This is a genomic window from Actinoallomurus acaciae, from assembly GCF_042429965.1.
GTDB lineage: Bacteria > Actinomycetota > Actinomycetes > Streptosporangiales > Streptosporangiaceae > Actinoallomurus > Actinoallomurus acaciae.
Genome location: NZ_JBHLZP010000199.1, coordinates 1 through 13,972, shown reverse-complemented (window position 1 = coordinate 13,972; position 13,972 = coordinate 1). Strand labels below are relative to the sequence as shown.

The window sequence follows — 13,972 nt, the reverse complement described above, 5'->3', positions numbered from 1 at the left end:
GGCGTCCACCGTGGCGTCGGCGCGCACACGAGCGCGACGTCCAGCCCCGCCCCGGTCGCCGAACCGAGCACGCCTCCGGCGGACTCGCCGAGCGCGTCTCCGACCGGCTCCGCCGGCCCGGTGACGACCGCACCCACCACGGCGTCCCCGGCCGGCAACACGCCCACGGTCCCGTCGCCGGCGATGACACTCCCCCGGCCGCTGGTCGGCGAACACCCGCCGAAGGTCCCGCCCCCGAGGGTCACCGCGCTGACGATCGAATCGTTCACCTTCTCGGGGACGGTCGCGACCGCCCAGGTGACGGTCACCGTGAGCGGCTCCGGCGAGGTGACCGTGTCGGCGGACTTCAGCGAGGACACCCCGACCCCGCAGGTGACCGCGGCGAGTGAGGACACGCGGACCGTGAGCGGCAGCGGCGCTCACGACCTCACGTTCACGCACGACTACGGCGACCGGTGTCCGGCGGCCCGCGTCACCGTGACCACCTCACTCGGCGGAACCGCCGAGGCCGAGACGACCTGTCAGCCGGGGTAGGCGATGGACGAGACGAAGCGGGACCCCGGCGTGCAGAACGAGCTGGACGACGAGGACACGTGGCCGGAGAGACGGTCCTCCACCGATGAGGTGACGCTGCGGTTCGGCCCCGGTGTTCCCCCGGGCGTGGCCGAGGTCTGGCGGTCCCGCGGGCGTCCGCCGGCGCGGCGGATCGCCGGTGGGCTGGCGACGCTCGGTCTGGCGGTGCTGACCGGCCTGGTGGTCTGGTGGCTCCTGCGCGGCGGCCCGCCCGTCCAGGTCACCGGCGTCACCGTGACCGCGCCGACCGGCGTGCAGGGCTGCGGCACGACCGCGACCGTCGTCGGTGTGATCCACACGAACGGCGGGCAGGGCGACGTGTCGTACCGCTGGAAGCGCAGCGACGGCCAGAACTCCGGCGTCTTCACCGACGGCCTGTCGCGGGGGCGGCGCTCGATCCGGATCCCCCTGCGCTGGACGGTCCAGGGCCCCGGGTCGCTGCACGCCGTCGCGACGCTGGAGGTCGTCTCGCCGACGGGCCCGGACGGCACGGCGTCGGCCGCCTTCGACTACGCGTGCCGGTGAGAAATCGACGCGCGGATTCGGCGTGGACCGTCTAGCGTGTAATGAGCCATGAGCTCAAAGACTGCTGACTCCCGCCCCTCGCTCGTCTGGGTCGCCCTCTCCATCGTCTATGTCGTGTGGGGATCGACCTACCTCGGCATCCACTACCTCATCCAGACGATCCCGCCGATGGTCGGCGCCGGCGTCCGGTTCATCGTCGCCGCCGTGCTGCTCGCCGTGGTGCTCACGGTCCGGGGCGGCGGCGTACGCGTCCTGCGCGTGCCGTGGCGGCGGCTCGGCACCGCCGCGCTCGCGGGCGTGCTGCTGCTCACCGGCGGCAACGGCATGATCGGTGTCGCCGAGCAGCACATGTCCACCGGCCTGGCCGCGCTCCTCGTCGCGAGCGTGCCGCTGTGGCTGGTCGTGTTCCGGTGGGCCACGGGCGACCGGCCCGCGGTGAGCACGATCGCCGGCGTCCTCGTCGGCTTCGGAGGGCTGGCGCTGCTGACGCTCACGCGCGGCGGCGGATCGGGCAGCGCGCTCGGGGTGGCGATCGTCCTTGGCGCGTCGCTGTCCTGGTCGGTCGGATCGTTCCTGTCCGCCCGGATGCCGATGCCGGCGAACCCGTTCGTGGCGAGCGTGTACGAGATGGCCGCCGCCGGCGTGACGCTGCTCGCGATCGGGCTCGCGCGCGGTGAGCGGCTCCACCTGCACGAGGTCTCGCAGGCGTCCTGGCTCGGCCTGGCCTACCTCGTGACCTTCGGGTCGCTGGTCGCCTTCACCTCATACGTCTGGCTGCTCGGCAACGCACCGATCTCGCTGGTCGGCACGTACGCCTACGTCAACCCGGCGGTGGCCGTGCTGCTCGGCGTGGCGTTCGCCGGCGAGAACGCCACGTGGACGATCGTCGCCGGCGGCCTGATCATCATCCTCGGCGTCGGGCTCGTCGTCTCGACCGAGCGCCGCTCGCGTGAGGTGGTCACAGCTCCCGCGCCGACCGGTACGACTCGGCGACGGCGAGAAAGGCGTCGTTCTCCTCGGGCGAGCCGATCGACACCCGGGCGCCCTCCCCGGCGAACGGGCGTACGCTGACGCCCGCCGCGTCACAGGCGGCGGAGAAGGCCATGGTGTCCTCGCCGAGGCGCAGCCACAGGAAGTTCGCCTCGGTGGGTGGCACCTTCCAGCCCTGGGCGGCGAGCGTCTCGTACACCCGGCCGCGCTCCTTGACCGTGGACTCGACGCGGTCGAGCAGTTCGCTCTCGGCCCGCAGCGAGGCGATCGCGGCGGCCTGGGCGACGGAGCTCACCGTGAAGGGCAGATAGGTCTTGCGCACCTGCGCGGCGATCGGCTCGGGCGCCACCATGAAGCCCACGCGCAGCCCGGCCAGGCCGTACGCCTTGGAGAACGTCCGCAGAATCGCCAGGTTGGGCCGGTCGGCGTACAGGTCGAGCCCGTTCGGCACCTCCGGGTCGCGGACGTACTCGTTGTAGGCCTCGTCCAGCACGATCAGGCAGTCCTGCGGCACCCGGTCGAAGAACGCCTCCAACTCGCGGCGGCGGACGACCGTGCCGGTGGGGTTGTTGGGGTTGCAGACGAAGACGAGGCGGGTGCGGTCGGTGATCGCGTCGGCCATCGCGGACAGGTCGTGCGTCTCGTCGGTCAGCGGAACGCGTACGGAGGTGACGCCGGACAGGTCGGCCAGGGTCGGGTAGGCCTCGAAGGAGCGCCAGGCGTACACGACCTCGACGCCGGGCTCGCCGACCGACTCCAGCAGCATCTGTGAGACTCCCACCGAGCCGCAGCCGACGGCGATATGCGCCTCCGGCACGCCGAACCGCGTGGCGATCGCCTGGATCAGCGCGGTGCAGCTGTTGTCGGGATAGCGGTTGACCAGGCCGCCCGCGTCGGCGATCACCTCACGCACCGACGGCAGCGGGCCGTACGGCGACTCGTTCGAGGACAGTTTGTACGACCGGCCCTCGGACGAGGTCGCGACCTTGCCGGGCCGGTAGGCGACGTACTCGTCGAGCACGGAACGGAAGCGGGGACTGCGCTGCTCGGACACCATTGTCCTCCCTGTGAGGTCTTACGGGTTCACTCTAAGGACTACTGCGCCGGACGCGACAAGCCCGCGAAGGCCCCGGCCGCTACTGGGAGAGGCAAGGCCTCCTATCAGGACCGAAACGCTACCAATGGCCGCCGAATACCGTTTCACCAGGTCGGTCGCATCATCGGCGGGTGGAGCGACTCGGCGTCCCCTCGGCGGTAGAGCCGGGCCGGCCGGCCGCCGTCACGCGTCGTCGTCCGCCCCGTCGGGACGAGGAACCCCTCGGCGCCGGTGACCTTGCGGTGGAAGTTCCGCGGGTCGAGCGGATGCCCCCAGACGATCTCATACACCCGGCGCAGCTCGGCCACGGTGAACTCCGGCGGGCAGAACGCCGCCGCCAGCGGGGAGTACTCCAGCTTGGCGCGGGCGCGCTCGACACCGTCGAGCAGGATGCGCCGATGGTCGAAGGCGATCCGGCCCTTCTCGGTCAACTCGGCGACCGGCCGCCACATCACCTGAGCGCGGGTCGAGGCGGGCAGGTCGGGGGCGAGCCCGAGGTAGGCGACGCTGACCACGCGCTGGCGCGGATCACGGTCGGGATAGCCGTACGTGGCGAGCTGTTCGAGGTGGACCCGCACGTCGGCCAGGCCGGCCCGCTCGGCCATCAGACGATGGGCCGCGACCGGCAGGTCCTCGTCGAGCTGGACGAACCCGCCGGGCAGCGACCAGCTCTCCGCGTACGGCGACCGGTCACGCCACCAGACGAGCGCGGACAGTTGCTGCTCGCGGACCGTCAGGACGACGAGATCGACGGTGACGGCCACACGCGCAACGGTCATATTCGGCACGTTAGCGCCTGCCACAGGCACCCGTTGCCCGACTGGTCGGCGCAGGCCACCCGGTCTCCGGCACGAAGTGCCGACACGCGCCGGCGCCGAACGTCGCCGCGTGCGGAAAGGCGAAGGGCCCGGAGCGACGCGCTCCGGGCCCTTGGTCGTTCGCGGTTACTTCTTGTCCGGGTCCGTCTCGACCGGGACGAGCTTGCCGTTGCCCGCCGGGGTGTCCGCGGACCGCTGGCCGTTCATGGTGGACAGGAGCTGCCGGGCGACGCCCAGGCCGGTGCCGCCGAGCGTGAGCGCCTTGGCGAGCATGTCCTCGACGCCCTCGGCACCGTTGAGCACGACCATGTTGTCGACGTTGCCGAAGACGCCCGCCCCGGCCTCGACGATCTCCGGCCAGCGCTCGGCGAGCTGCTGGGCGATGACCGCCTCCTGGTTCTCGGCGAGCGCGTCGGCGCGCGCCTTGATCGCCTCGGCCTCGGCGATGCCCTTCATGCGGGTCGCCTCGGCCTCGGCCTGACCGTTGATCTTCGTCGCCTCGGCCTCGGCCTGCGCCTGGGCCACGGCCGCCCGGCGCTCGGCCTCGGCGAGGGTGACCCGCTCGTACGCCTTCGCGTCGGCCGGCTTGCGGACCTCGGCCTCCAGGGCCTTCTCGCGGCGGTCGGCCTCCAGCTCGGCGTTCTTGGTCTCCTTCTGGATGACCTGCTGGCGCGCCTCGGCGGCGGCCTGGTCGACCTGACCCTGATACTCGCGCTTCTTGATCTCGGTGTCGCGGATCTGCGCGGAGTTGGCCTGCTCGGCCATCTGCTCGGCCTGGGTCGCCTCCTGGTTGCGCTGGGCCTCGGCGATCCGGGCGGCGGACGCGACGGCGGCGGAGTTCGGCTTGCCGAGGTTGTCGATGTAGCCGACCTCGTCCTCGATGTCCTGTATCTGCAGCGAGTCGACCACCAGGCCGAGCTTGCCCATCTCGTCCGCGGACGAGGTGCGCACCTGGTTGGTGAGCCGGTCGCGGTCGCGGAGGAGGTCCTCGACGGTCAGGTTGCCGACGATCGAGCGCAGGTGGCCGGCGAAGAGCTGGTGGGTCTTGTCATCCATCATCTTCTGCTGGTCGAGGAAGCGCCGCGCGGCGTTGGCGATCGAGGAGAAGTCGTCACCGACCTTGTAGATCACCACGCCCCGGACGTGCACCTTGATGCCCTGCGACGTCACGCAGGTGACCTCCAGGCCGGAGACCCGCGTGTCGAGGGACAGGCGGCGGCAGGTCTGGAACCCGGGGAGCACCATCGTGCCCTTGCCCGTGGTGATCTTGAAACCCAGACTCTCCGCGGTGTCCCGGTTGTGCGCCTTGGCTCCCAAGCCGGAGATGATGAGCGCCTCGTTCGGCTCGGCGACGCGCCAGATCGCCTTGAAGATGACGATCAGAATAATGATCGCAACGACGGCGCCGATCGCCACGGCGACTATCGGCATCGTTCCTCCTCGGACCGCAGGGATGATGACGTCAAATAGACGCAGAGGAGACGTAAACGGTTCGCGGTGGGTGATAATCCATCACCACGACGAGAGATCCCACCGGTATCTCCTCCCCCTGTATGGCCGAATAGGCGTAAAACGCCTCAACGCCGCCCCGGATCGGGATCATCACCTCGCCGACAAGGCCCGGTCCGATCCTGCCGGTGACCCGGCCCTGCCTGCCGACCACGGCGTCCTCCTTCGCCCACGCGCGCGCCGGGACCTCTAGGGCAGAATCCGCTCCGCCTGTTGGTAGGCCTGGCGCGCGAACCGCTCGGCCTCGACCCGGGTGGCACCCGGCCCGTACAAGGTGATCGTCGCGAGGTAACCGCGTGAGCGCAACACGACGAACCACGTACGTACGCTCGTGGTGCCCGAGGACGTGAGAATCCCCGCCGTCCGCGACCCCTCGCCGATGCGCGTGCCCGACGACTCGTAGATCGTGTCGGAGACCCAGCCGGAGCCGACCTTCACGCGGAAGGTGCGGCAGCTCGCCGGGGCCCGGACCTTGACCTGCCGGGCGGCGACGTCGGGCCCGACCGCCATCAGCGTCTCGGTGACGCTCTGCTGATTGCCCTTGACGAACGCCACCAGCGCGGAAGGCGCGGTCTGCACCGCCTTTTCCTCGGACAGGGCGTGTGTCGACGACGCGCACTGCGGTTTGTCGAGTTTGACCGCCTGCTGCATTTGATTGAGATTCTGTACGGCGGCGAGCGATCCGTATTCACCCCACTGGGGCGCACCCGATCGGGCGTATCCGGGAATGTCGGTAAGCAGTGCCTGGGTGAGCTGGTCGGCATTGTAGGAGCCCGGCACGGGCGCGGTGTAGGACGGGGTGGAGCCGTTCACGGCACGGCCGCCGCCACCTCCGCCGCAGCCCACGACCGAGGCCAGGGGAAGGAAGGCCGCAACGGCGATCAGTCTCCGTGATGTCATACCGAATGACGATAGCGCACTATTGGCCCGACACGCCGCGCAAATCATTCATCGGAATTAACCTCTAGCGCCTCGCACAGGGTAAAAAAGAAGAGCGATGCGGCCGACGCTCGTAAATCCGCAGAGGAATTGTCCGAAACAGTGGCATTGTATCGGGGGAAGCTTAATGCTCCGGAAAACATTCGTCATCATTCCGATTATCCTGCTCGCGCTCGCCGGGTGCAGCAACACCAAGTCCAAGGAGACCGCCCAGACCGGTGCGGCGCCCAGCGTCGGAGCCCCGGCGGCTCCCGGCAACGCTCCGGCGGCCACGGCGACGCCGACGGCGTGCCCGACCGGCAAGACTCGTAAGCTCGCCAAGACCCGCTTCGTCGCCAACGCCGGTCTCGCGGCGGGCGCGTTCAAGCGCTACATCTACGACCCGTACCGCAACGGCGCGTTCAAGAGCGGCGCCCACGGCCGCAAGCGCGCGATCGTCAAGGCCGGCGCCGCCGGCCTGTTCACGCTCGACCAGTTGCGCCGGGCCAAGACGAACGTCCAGGCCGACCCGACGCTGTGCAGGACACTGTCCGCCCCCATGCAGAACCTCAGCAACGTCATGAAGAGCGCCGTCGACAAGCTCCGGGGCGGCAACGTCGACTCGTCGTCGATCGGCGCCGCCTCGGGCGCGCTGGAGCAGACCCGGAGCACGGCCGGCAGCGCCGGCGCCGGATTCAAGGACAAGAACGTCCCCAGCAACATGATCGGCGGCTGACGACCGCTCACGGCCACGACCGCGTGATCGCCCGCGCCGGGCGGTCACGCGGTCGTCGTCCTTCCGAAACTCACCCGTGTTGCGGTTACGCTTCATCAGGTGACGACGCAGCCGGGCCCACCAGACGACACGCGCCTGGCGGGCTTCCCCGCCTTCGTCCGGGAGCTCGACGCGACGCTCTCGGTGCACCCGCAGTACGTCCTGTGGGGCAACCTGCACGACAGCTTCCTGGTGCCCCAGGAGGGCCGGCTGTTCCCGCTGCGCGACCTGTTGTGGGAGACGCTGCGCCGCAGCGGATACTCCTTCATGGTCGTCTACGACCAGGTCGACGGGCTGCGCGTGCACCCCGCCGACGACCGCGCCGCGGCCGACGCCGCGGCGAGCCTGTTCGGCAGCCGGGTCGACGAGCGCAAGGTGCCCTCGCTGGAGGGCCTGCGCACCTACCTCAGCGCACTCGCCCGGCCGACCCGTCCGCTCCGCGCCGCCTTCGTCATCGACTACGCGTCGCGCATCGCCCGCAACGCCACCGAGCTCGAACCCGCCGAGAAGGACTTCTTCGTCTTCTGCGAGAAGCTCTCGCGCACCGCCACGCCGGTGCGCACCGACGGCGAGCGCCCCAAGCCGCTCTACAACCCGGTGATCTGGCTCGCCCGGCGCCCCGGTGACCTGCCGTCGTGGCTGACCGCCGACAACGACGGCGTCCGCGAGATCGCCGTACCGCGCCCGCACCTCGGCGACCGTCAGCAGACCGCCCGGCTGCTGGCGCGCGCGTTCGAGGCCGCCGACCCCTCGGTCGACGTGACCGACGACTTCGCCCAAGAGGCCGAGGGCCTCACGCTTCAGGCGATGATCGAGGTGACCCGGCTCGCCAAGGAGCGCGACGTCGCGCTCGAGGACCTGCCCGACGCCGTCCGCACCTACAAGCTGGGCGTGCTGGACAACCCGTGGAAGCGCGAGCACCTGCGCAAACGCATCGTCGACGGCGAGCAGCGCGTGCCGGGACGCGTCGTCGGCCAGCCGCAGGCCGTCACCAAGACCCTCGACATCCTCAAGCGCGCCGTCCTCGGCCTGTCCGGCGCGCAGGCGGCGCGCGCCTCCAGCCGCCCGCGCGGCGTGCTGTTCTTCGCCGGGCCGACCGGCGTGGGCAAGACCGAGCTGGCCAAGGCGATCACCTCGCTGGTCTTCGGCAACGAGGACGCCTACCTCCGCTTCGACATGAGCGAGTTCTCCGCCGAGCACGCCGGTGACCGGCTGATCGGCTCACCGCCCGGCTACGTCGGCTTCGAGGCCGGCGGCGAGCTGACCAACGCCGTGCGCGAAGACCCGTTCCGCGTCATCCTCTTCGACGAGATCGAGAAGGCGCACCCGCGCATCCTCGACAAGTTCCTGCAGATCCTGGAGGACGGCCGGCTGACCGACGGCCGCGGCAACACGGCGTTCTTCTCCGAGTCGATCCTCGTCTTCACCTCCAACCTCGGCACCCGCGGCGTGCGGCCCGGCATGCCGTACGAGGACCTGGAGAGCTCCATCCGCGGCGCCATCACCGAGCACTTCACCACCGAGCTGAACCGCCCCGAGCTGCTCAACCGGTTCGGCGACAACATCGTCATCTTCGACTTCATCGGGCCGGAGGCGGCGGGCCGCATCTTCGACCTGCAACTCGCCAACATCTGCCGTCGGGTGAGCGACGAACACCACATGAAGCTTCTGCTGTCGGACGAGTCGACGGCCACGCTCCGCGACTGGTGCACGAGCGAGCTCGACAAGGGCGGCCGGGGCATCGGCATGGCGCTCGAGTCGTCCTTCATCAACCCGCTCGCACGCGCCCTGTTCGACCGCGGGCCCGCCGCCGAGGTGACAGTCACCGGTATCCGCCGTGAGGGCAACATCACCGTCGTGGATCTCCAGTGACGAGGGGAGCCCGGCGAGCATGAGCGACCTGCTGCTGGCCAAGGCGCACTACCCGGTGACGACGCTCGGGCCCGGACGGCGGGCCGGGATCTGGACTCAGGGCTGCACCCTGCACTGCCCGGGCTGCCTGTCGCGCGACACCTGGGACGCCGACCCGGACACCGCGATCGCGGTTCCGGCCGTGCTCGGCTGGCTCAGGTCGCTCGACCAGGTGGACGGCGTGACGATTTCCGGGGGAGAGCCGTTCCAGCAGCCGGAGGCGCTGCGCGAACTGCTCCGCGGAATCCGCGCCTGGGCATCGCCGGAGGTGGACGTTCTGGTGTATAGCGGATACGCATTGTCACGGTTGCGAGCTTCCGCGTGGTCGCGCGAACTTCTCGCGCTGTGCGACGCCGTCGTCACGGGGCCGTACATCGACCGCCTGAACTCCCCAGACTCCGGACACCTCTGGCGTGGCTCGGCCAATCAGCGCATCATCCCTGTTAGTGAGCTAGGCGAGAAACGCTATGGTGACGCGGAGGGCGGCGAAACGCGGCCGCACATGCAGATATCGGTTGAAGCCGATCGTGTTTACTACATCGGGATTCCACGGAGGGGCGACATGGAGCGGCTGACAGAGCGACTCTCGCTCTCCGGAGTCCACGGCGGGGAGGTGTCATGGCGTCCCTGACATGCCCGGTCTGTGCCGCTCCGGTACGGCAGGGAGACTTGATCTGTATCAACTGCGGAGCCAACCTCGCCAGGCGCGAGGGGCCTCAGCAGCAGGGGTACCCACCGCAGCAGGACCAGCAACAGCAGGGGTATCCGCCACAGGATCAGTCTCCCTACGCTCAGCAGCAGGGGTACCAGGGCCATGATCAACAGCCCTACCAGCAGTACCCCCCACAGCAGGGCTACCCCCAGCAAGATCGGCAGCAGCAGGGCGGCTACCCGCCCCAGCAGGGGTACCCGCCACAGCACGATCAGGGCGGTTACCCGCCGCCCCACGACCAGCAGCGGCAGGGCGGCTACCCACCCCAGCAGGACCAGGGCTACCCGCCGCAGCAGGACCGGCCGCAGCAGGGCTATCCGCCGCCGCAGGACCAGGGATATCCGCCCCCGCAGCAGCACGGGTACCCGCCGCAGCAGGACCAGGGTTACCCGCCCCAGCCCCAGGACCAGGGCTACCCGCCACCGCAGGACCAGGGCTACGGGCAGCAGCAGCCGTACCAGCAGCAGCCCCCGCAGCAGCAGGGCTACGGCACGGGCGGTTACGGTTCGCCGAGCGCTCCGCACGTGCCCCCGCCGCCGCGCGAGCCCACCATGACCGGATCCGGCGGCGAGTCGACGGCGGCGTTCACGCCGTTCTGCCCGCACTGCGGTGCCGAGATCCCCGACGTGGGCAACCCGGTCTGCGTCCAGTGCCTGCGCCCGCTGCACGACCAGGGCGGCGGAGGCGGCGGCGGTCCCCAGCAGCTGAACGTCACGGTCACGTTCACCTCGGGCGACCTGCAGGTCCAGCCGGGGCAGGAGCTGGTGCTCGGCCGTGACCCGGTGCACTCGCCGGTGGCCAGCACGTTCTCCCGCTTCGACAACGTCTCACGCCGGCACGCGACGCTCGGCATCGACAACAGCGGCCAGCCGTGGGTGCGCGACGAGCGGTCCACGAACGGCACGTTCGTCAACGACCGGCGGTTGCAGCCGGGCGAGCAGACGTCGCTGCGGGACGGCGACTCGCTGCGTCTCGCGGCCGACGCGCGTGGTCAGGTACGCGTCGGACGCTGACCGTCGCGAAGGTTCCCTGGCGGCCCCGGACGGGCCGTCAGGGTCGCCGAGCCCCCGCCCGGCCCGCGAATCTCCGCGGTGAGCATGCCGCCGAAGGACGTGGCCGCCCGAGGCCAAGCCATGATCGGACCGCCGCTTCCGCTGCGGCGCGGCGCCCTCTGTCGTACGGTGAATCGGATCCCCCACGCGGGCGAGCGTCCGCGATCCAGCCGTCCTTTCGTACCGAACGCGTATCGAGTCCGTCGGCTTGCTCACAAAGATGCAACAAAGCCCGGCAAATGGGTACGACATCACACGTAGCACTGCGACGGACGACGACAAGCAGGACGGCAGCCTGATCGTGCGACGGATGAGCAAGGTGGGACGACGTGGTAACTCTTCGTACAGCACCCTCGTATCCCGCCATACGGCACCGCCAGCCCATGCCGGAAGAGACGGGGGATCAGGTAGACGAGATGCATTTCACTGTGGATCATCTACCCGGGGTGCGACGGTTCGTCGCCGCGCACGCCCGTAAGTGCGGACTGGACGAGGACTCGGTCGGTGACCTGGTGATCGCCGTGAACGAGATCGCCACGAACGGCGTCCGGCACGGATCCCCCAAGGCCGAGCTGCGCATGTGGGCCTCGAACGGGCGCGTGTACGCGGAGGTGCGCGACGAGGGTCACTGGGTGCCCTCGGACGCGGGTGAGGCGCCGCCCTCCACGGACGCGGAAGGCGGCATGGGCCTGTGGGTGACGCGCCAGATCTGCTCGGCCGTGCACATCATCGCTGGTGAACGCGGCACGATCGTCCGACTTGAGATGCCCCTCCCACCGCGTTACGCCTGACCTGTACGGTGGCGTCCTGAGTTTCCGTGGAGGTCACCGTGGCAGCGCTCGAACTCAGCTCCACTCGCCATGGCGACCGTACGGTCGTTGCGGTGAAGGGCGAGCTGGACATCATCAGCCGTACCCAGTTCACCGCCCATCTGGACCGTGTCATCCGAGAGCACGGTCACAAGATCATTCTTGACCTCTCGGCCCTGAGCTTCATCGACACGAGTGCCCTCAGCACCGTCGTCTCGTACTGGAAACGCCTCTCGTCCACCGAGGGCGGCATGCTCGCGCTGGCCGGCGCCCAGTACACCAGCGCCCGCGTCCTGTGGATCACCGGCCTGGCGCAGCGCCTCCCGATGTACGACGACGTGGAGGCGGCGCTCGCCGCGACCTGAAACCCGCGGCTCGAAAGGCCTCGTCGCGGCAACCGCCAGGCGCCCTCGATCGTTCGGGCCCTGTCTCAACGTCAGACGGATGTGGTGGCCAGGCGGGACTGAGGGGATCCGCGCCCGTCCGCGCGGAGGGGAAGGCCCCGTCTGGCCATGCCCGGTTCGTCGCCGTCGGTCTCCCGCCGCTTGGACGCGGCCCCGGCCGGCGAGATTCGCGGCCCGGGGCGGGCCGCGCTCGGCCGAGGTCGCGCCGTGCAGGAGGCGACATACCGGGCTTGCGCGGAATCGCCGGCGTGTTCCGCGCAGGCGCTGTGGAGATGGCCGGTGGACGCCCTGACCGCTCCTTGGGGCGCTGTTCTGGACGCGATCAGGGCGCGGTCCGCACCGGCGGTGGAAGGCGGACGGCGGCCTCCGCCGCCCGCCTCCCCCCGGTTCCCCCCGACGAGGCCTCAGCAAGCGAGCCGTGCCTGCGCGTCGCGGCCTCCGGTGTGCCCCCGGTGGCCGGAGCTTCGTCGCAACGCCCAGCTTCGGCAAACCCCCTGTTCAGACCTCATTTCCGACGCTAGGCACACGTCTCAGGTTTGTCAAATGTCTGTCTAGGCTCTGTACATTGGGATTTATGGAGCCGGGGCCGGCGATGCTACGGATCGGCGAACTCAGCCGGCGGCTCGGGGTGAGCACCCACGTCCTGCGCGCCTGGGAGCGCCGGTACGGTCTGCTTCAGCCCGAGCGGTCGTCCGGGGGGTATCGCCTCTACTCCGAAAGCGATGAGCACCGCGTACGCGTCATGCAGTCGCATCTGGCACGTGGCCTGTCCGCGGCGGAGGCGGCACGTGCCGCTCTCCGGGAGACCGCCGGGGGCCCGCCGCCGGCGCTCGTCCCCTCGGTCCGGCCCACCGACGACGGCACGCTCGCCCAGGCGCTCGACAGGTTCGACGAACCCGCGGCGCAGGCGATACTCGACCGGCTCCTGACCGACTTCACGCCCGAGACCGTCCTGCGCGACGTGTTGCTGCCCTACCTCCACGAGTTGGGCGACCGCTGGGAGCGTGGGGAGGTCACCGTCGCGGAGGAGCACTTCGCCAGCAACGTCCTGCGCGCCCGCATCGCCGCGCTCGGCCGTGGCTGGGGCCGGGGCCACGGCCCGCTCGCGCTGCTCGCCTGTCCGCCCGGAGAGCTGCACGACCTGCCGCTGCTCGCCTTCGGCGTCGTCCTCTACCGCAACGGCTGGCGCGTCGGCTACCTGGGCGCCGCCACACCGATACCCGACCTGCTGCGCACCGCCTCGGCGTCGTCGCCCCAGCTGATCGTCCTGTCGGCCGTGGCGCCCGACCGATTCGCCGGCCTGGAGGCTGATCTGCTGCGCCTGGCCGGCGTCGCACCGCTCGCGCTGGGCGGCCACGGCGCGGACGCCGCGACGGCTCGGGCGGTCGGCGCCCGATGGCTGGCCGGCGACCCGGTCACCGAGGCCGAACGCCTTTCCCGCGCCGGCGCCTTGACCTGAACCAAGGTCGAGGTCGCAGGCTGGGGGCCGTCGAAAGGGATCTCATGCGCGCTGTGTGGTTGCGGGAGTTCGGTGGTCCGGAGGTGCTCGTCGCGGGCGACGCACCCGAGCCGGAGGCCGGGCCCGGGCAGGTGGTGGTGGACGTGGCGTACGCCAACATCACGTTCGTGGAGACGCAGATGCGGACGGGCGGCGGGCCGTTCCCGATACGGCCGCCCATCGTGATGGGCAACGGTGTCGGCGGTGTCGTCTCCGCCGTCGGCGAAGGCGTCTCGCCGGACCTGGCCGGGCGCCGCGTGCTCGGCAGTCTGGGCGGGTCGGGCGGGTACGCCGAGCGCGCCGTGGTGCGCGCCGACGCCCTCGTCGAGGTGCCCTCCGGCCTCGCCCTCGACTCCGCGGTGGCGCTGCTGGCCGACATGGA

16 protein-coding genes are annotated in these 13,972 nt (G+C 70.5%); 11 read left to right on the top strand and 5 right to left on the bottom strand.

All coding sequences use genetic code 11. The features are described 5' to 3' along the window. The first annotated feature begins 183 nt into the window (after positions 1–183). Genes ACFFNX_RS24795 through ACFFNX_RS24785 form a run of 3 tightly spaced genes read left to right on the top strand, consistent with a single transcriptional unit; the run spans position 184 to position 2,169 of the window. Positions 184–534 carry a hypothetical protein gene (locus ACFFNX_RS24795; RefSeq protein ID WP_378206830.1) on the top strand — a complete coding sequence of 117 codons (351 nt, stop codon included), beginning with the start codon at positions 184–186 and terminating at the stop codon, positions 532–534. Between the two features lie 3 nt (positions 535–537). Continuing rightward, entirely contained in the window at positions 538–1,098 is a 561-nt protein-coding gene (locus ACFFNX_RS24790; RefSeq protein WP_378206827.1) for a hypothetical protein, read from the top strand. A 48-nt stretch (positions 1,099–1,146) separates the two neighbouring features. Next, positions 1,147–2,169, top strand: a complete 1,023-nt coding sequence (locus ACFFNX_RS24785) for an EamA family transporter (RefSeq protein WP_378206824.1) — start codon at positions 1,147–1,149, stop codon at positions 2,167–2,169. On the opposite strand, the gene hisC is transcribed toward ACFFNX_RS24785, so the two are convergent. From hisC to ACFFNX_RS24760, 5 genes are all read right to left on the bottom strand, one after another. After that, positions 2,057–3,145: a histidinol-phosphate transaminase gene (gene hisC, locus ACFFNX_RS24780; RefSeq protein ID WP_378206821.1), complete on the bottom strand. Its 1,089-nt coding sequence runs from the start codon at positions 3,143–3,145 to the stop codon at positions 2,057–2,059. The genes ACFFNX_RS24785 and hisC overlap by 113 nt on opposite strands. A gap of 143 nt (positions 3,146–3,288) precedes the next feature. Further along, complete coding sequence (locus ACFFNX_RS24775; RefSeq protein WP_378206818.1) at positions 3,289–3,963, bottom strand: NUDIX hydrolase; 675 nt, start codon at positions 3,961–3,963, stop codon at positions 3,289–3,291. Positions 3,964–4,128: 165 nt separating this feature from the next. Then, complete coding sequence (locus tag ACFFNX_RS24770) at positions 4,129–5,433, bottom strand: flotillin family protein (RefSeq protein ID WP_378206815.1); 1,305 nt, start codon at positions 5,431–5,433, stop codon at positions 4,129–4,131. Positions 5,434–5,464: 31 nt separating this feature from the next. Next, positions 5,465–5,665, bottom strand: a complete 201-nt coding sequence (locus ACFFNX_RS24765) for an NfeD C-terminal domain-containing protein (protein WP_378206812.1) — start codon at positions 5,663–5,665, stop codon at positions 5,465–5,467. A 35-nt stretch (positions 5,666–5,700) separates the two neighbouring features. Further along, entirely contained in the window at positions 5,701–6,324 is a 624-nt protein-coding gene (locus tag ACFFNX_RS24760) for a hypothetical protein (protein ID WP_378206809.1), read from the bottom strand. Between the two features lie 253 nt (positions 6,325–6,577). On the opposite strand from ACFFNX_RS24760, the gene ACFFNX_RS24755 reads away from it, so the two are divergent. The 8 genes from ACFFNX_RS24755 to ACFFNX_RS24720 all read left to right on the top strand — a co-directional run. Then, entirely contained in the window at positions 6,578–7,165 is a 588-nt protein-coding gene (locus ACFFNX_RS24755; protein WP_378206806.1) for a hypothetical protein, read from the top strand. A 99-nt stretch (positions 7,166–7,264) separates the two neighbouring features. Then, positions 7,265–9,076, top strand: a complete 1,812-nt coding sequence (locus ACFFNX_RS24750; protein ID WP_378206803.1) for an AAA family ATPase — start codon at positions 7,265–7,267, stop codon at positions 9,074–9,076. Positions 9,077–9,095: 19 nt separating this feature from the next. After that, positions 9,096–9,746 (top strand): 4Fe-4S single cluster domain-containing protein, encoded by a 651-nt coding sequence (locus ACFFNX_RS24745; RefSeq protein WP_378206800.1) that lies wholly within the window; start codon positions 9,096–9,098, stop codon positions 9,744–9,746. Positions 9,747–9,784: 38 nt separating this feature from the next. After that, complete coding sequence (locus ACFFNX_RS24740; protein ID WP_378206797.1) at positions 9,785–10,840, top strand: FHA domain-containing protein; 1,056 nt, start codon at positions 9,785–9,787, stop codon at positions 10,838–10,840. A 422-nt stretch (positions 10,841–11,262) separates the two neighbouring features. Then, positions 11,263–11,670: an ATP-binding protein gene (locus tag ACFFNX_RS24735; protein ID WP_378206794.1), complete on the top strand. Its 408-nt coding sequence runs from the start codon at positions 11,263–11,265 to the stop codon at positions 11,668–11,670. Between the two features lie 38 nt (positions 11,671–11,708). Then, complete coding sequence (locus ACFFNX_RS24730) at positions 11,709–12,053, top strand: STAS domain-containing protein (protein WP_378206791.1); 345 nt, start codon at positions 11,709–11,711, stop codon at positions 12,051–12,053. Between the two features lie 613 nt (positions 12,054–12,666). Then, positions 12,667–13,551: a MerR family transcriptional regulator gene (locus ACFFNX_RS24725; RefSeq protein ID WP_378206788.1), complete on the top strand. Its 885-nt coding sequence runs from the start codon at positions 12,667–12,669 to the stop codon at positions 13,549–13,551. A gap of 44 nt (positions 13,552–13,595) precedes the next feature. Next, on the top strand, positions 13,596–13,972 hold a 377-nt coding region (locus tag ACFFNX_RS24720; protein WP_378206784.1), incomplete at its 3' end, for an alcohol dehydrogenase catalytic domain-containing protein.

What these genes read in the sequence shown, in the direction of transcription:
- ACFFNX_RS24745 (WP_378206800.1), top strand. Translation starts at nt 9,096, where the DNA reads ATGAGCGACCTGCTGCTGGCCAAGGCGCACTACCCGGTGACGACGCTC.
- ACFFNX_RS24735 (WP_378206794.1), top strand. Translation starts at nt 11,263, where the DNA reads ATGCCGGAAGAGACGGGGGATCAGGTAGACGAGATGCATTTCACTGTG.
- ACFFNX_RS24725 (WP_378206788.1), top strand. Translation starts at nt 12,667, where the DNA reads ATGGAGCCGGGGCCGGCGATGCTACGGATCGGCGAACTCAGCCGGCGG.
- ACFFNX_RS24790 (WP_378206827.1), top strand. Translation starts at nt 538, where the DNA reads ATGGACGAGACGAAGCGGGACCCCGGCGTGCAGAACGAGCTGGACGAC.
- hisC (WP_378206821.1), bottom strand. Translation starts at nt 3,145, where the DNA reads ATGGTGTCCGAGCAGCGCAGTCCCCGCTTCCGTTCCGTGCTCGACGAG.
- ACFFNX_RS24795 (WP_378206830.1), top strand. Translation starts at nt 184, where the DNA reads ATGACACTCCCCCGGCCGCTGGTCGGCGAACACCCGCCGAAGGTCCCG.
- ACFFNX_RS24770 (WP_378206815.1), bottom strand. Translation starts at nt 5,433, where the DNA reads ATGCCGATAGTCGCCGTGGCGATCGGCGCCGTCGTTGCGATCATTATT.
- ACFFNX_RS24755 (WP_378206806.1), top strand. Translation starts at nt 6,578, where the DNA reads ATGCTCCGGAAAACATTCGTCATCATTCCGATTATCCTGCTCGCGCTC.
- ACFFNX_RS24785 (WP_378206824.1), top strand. Translation starts at nt 1,147, where the DNA reads ATGAGCTCAAAGACTGCTGACTCCCGCCCCTCGCTCGTCTGGGTCGCC.
- ACFFNX_RS24775 (WP_378206818.1), bottom strand. Translation starts at nt 3,963, where the DNA reads ATGACCGTTGCGCGTGTGGCCGTCACCGTCGATCTCGTCGTCCTGACG.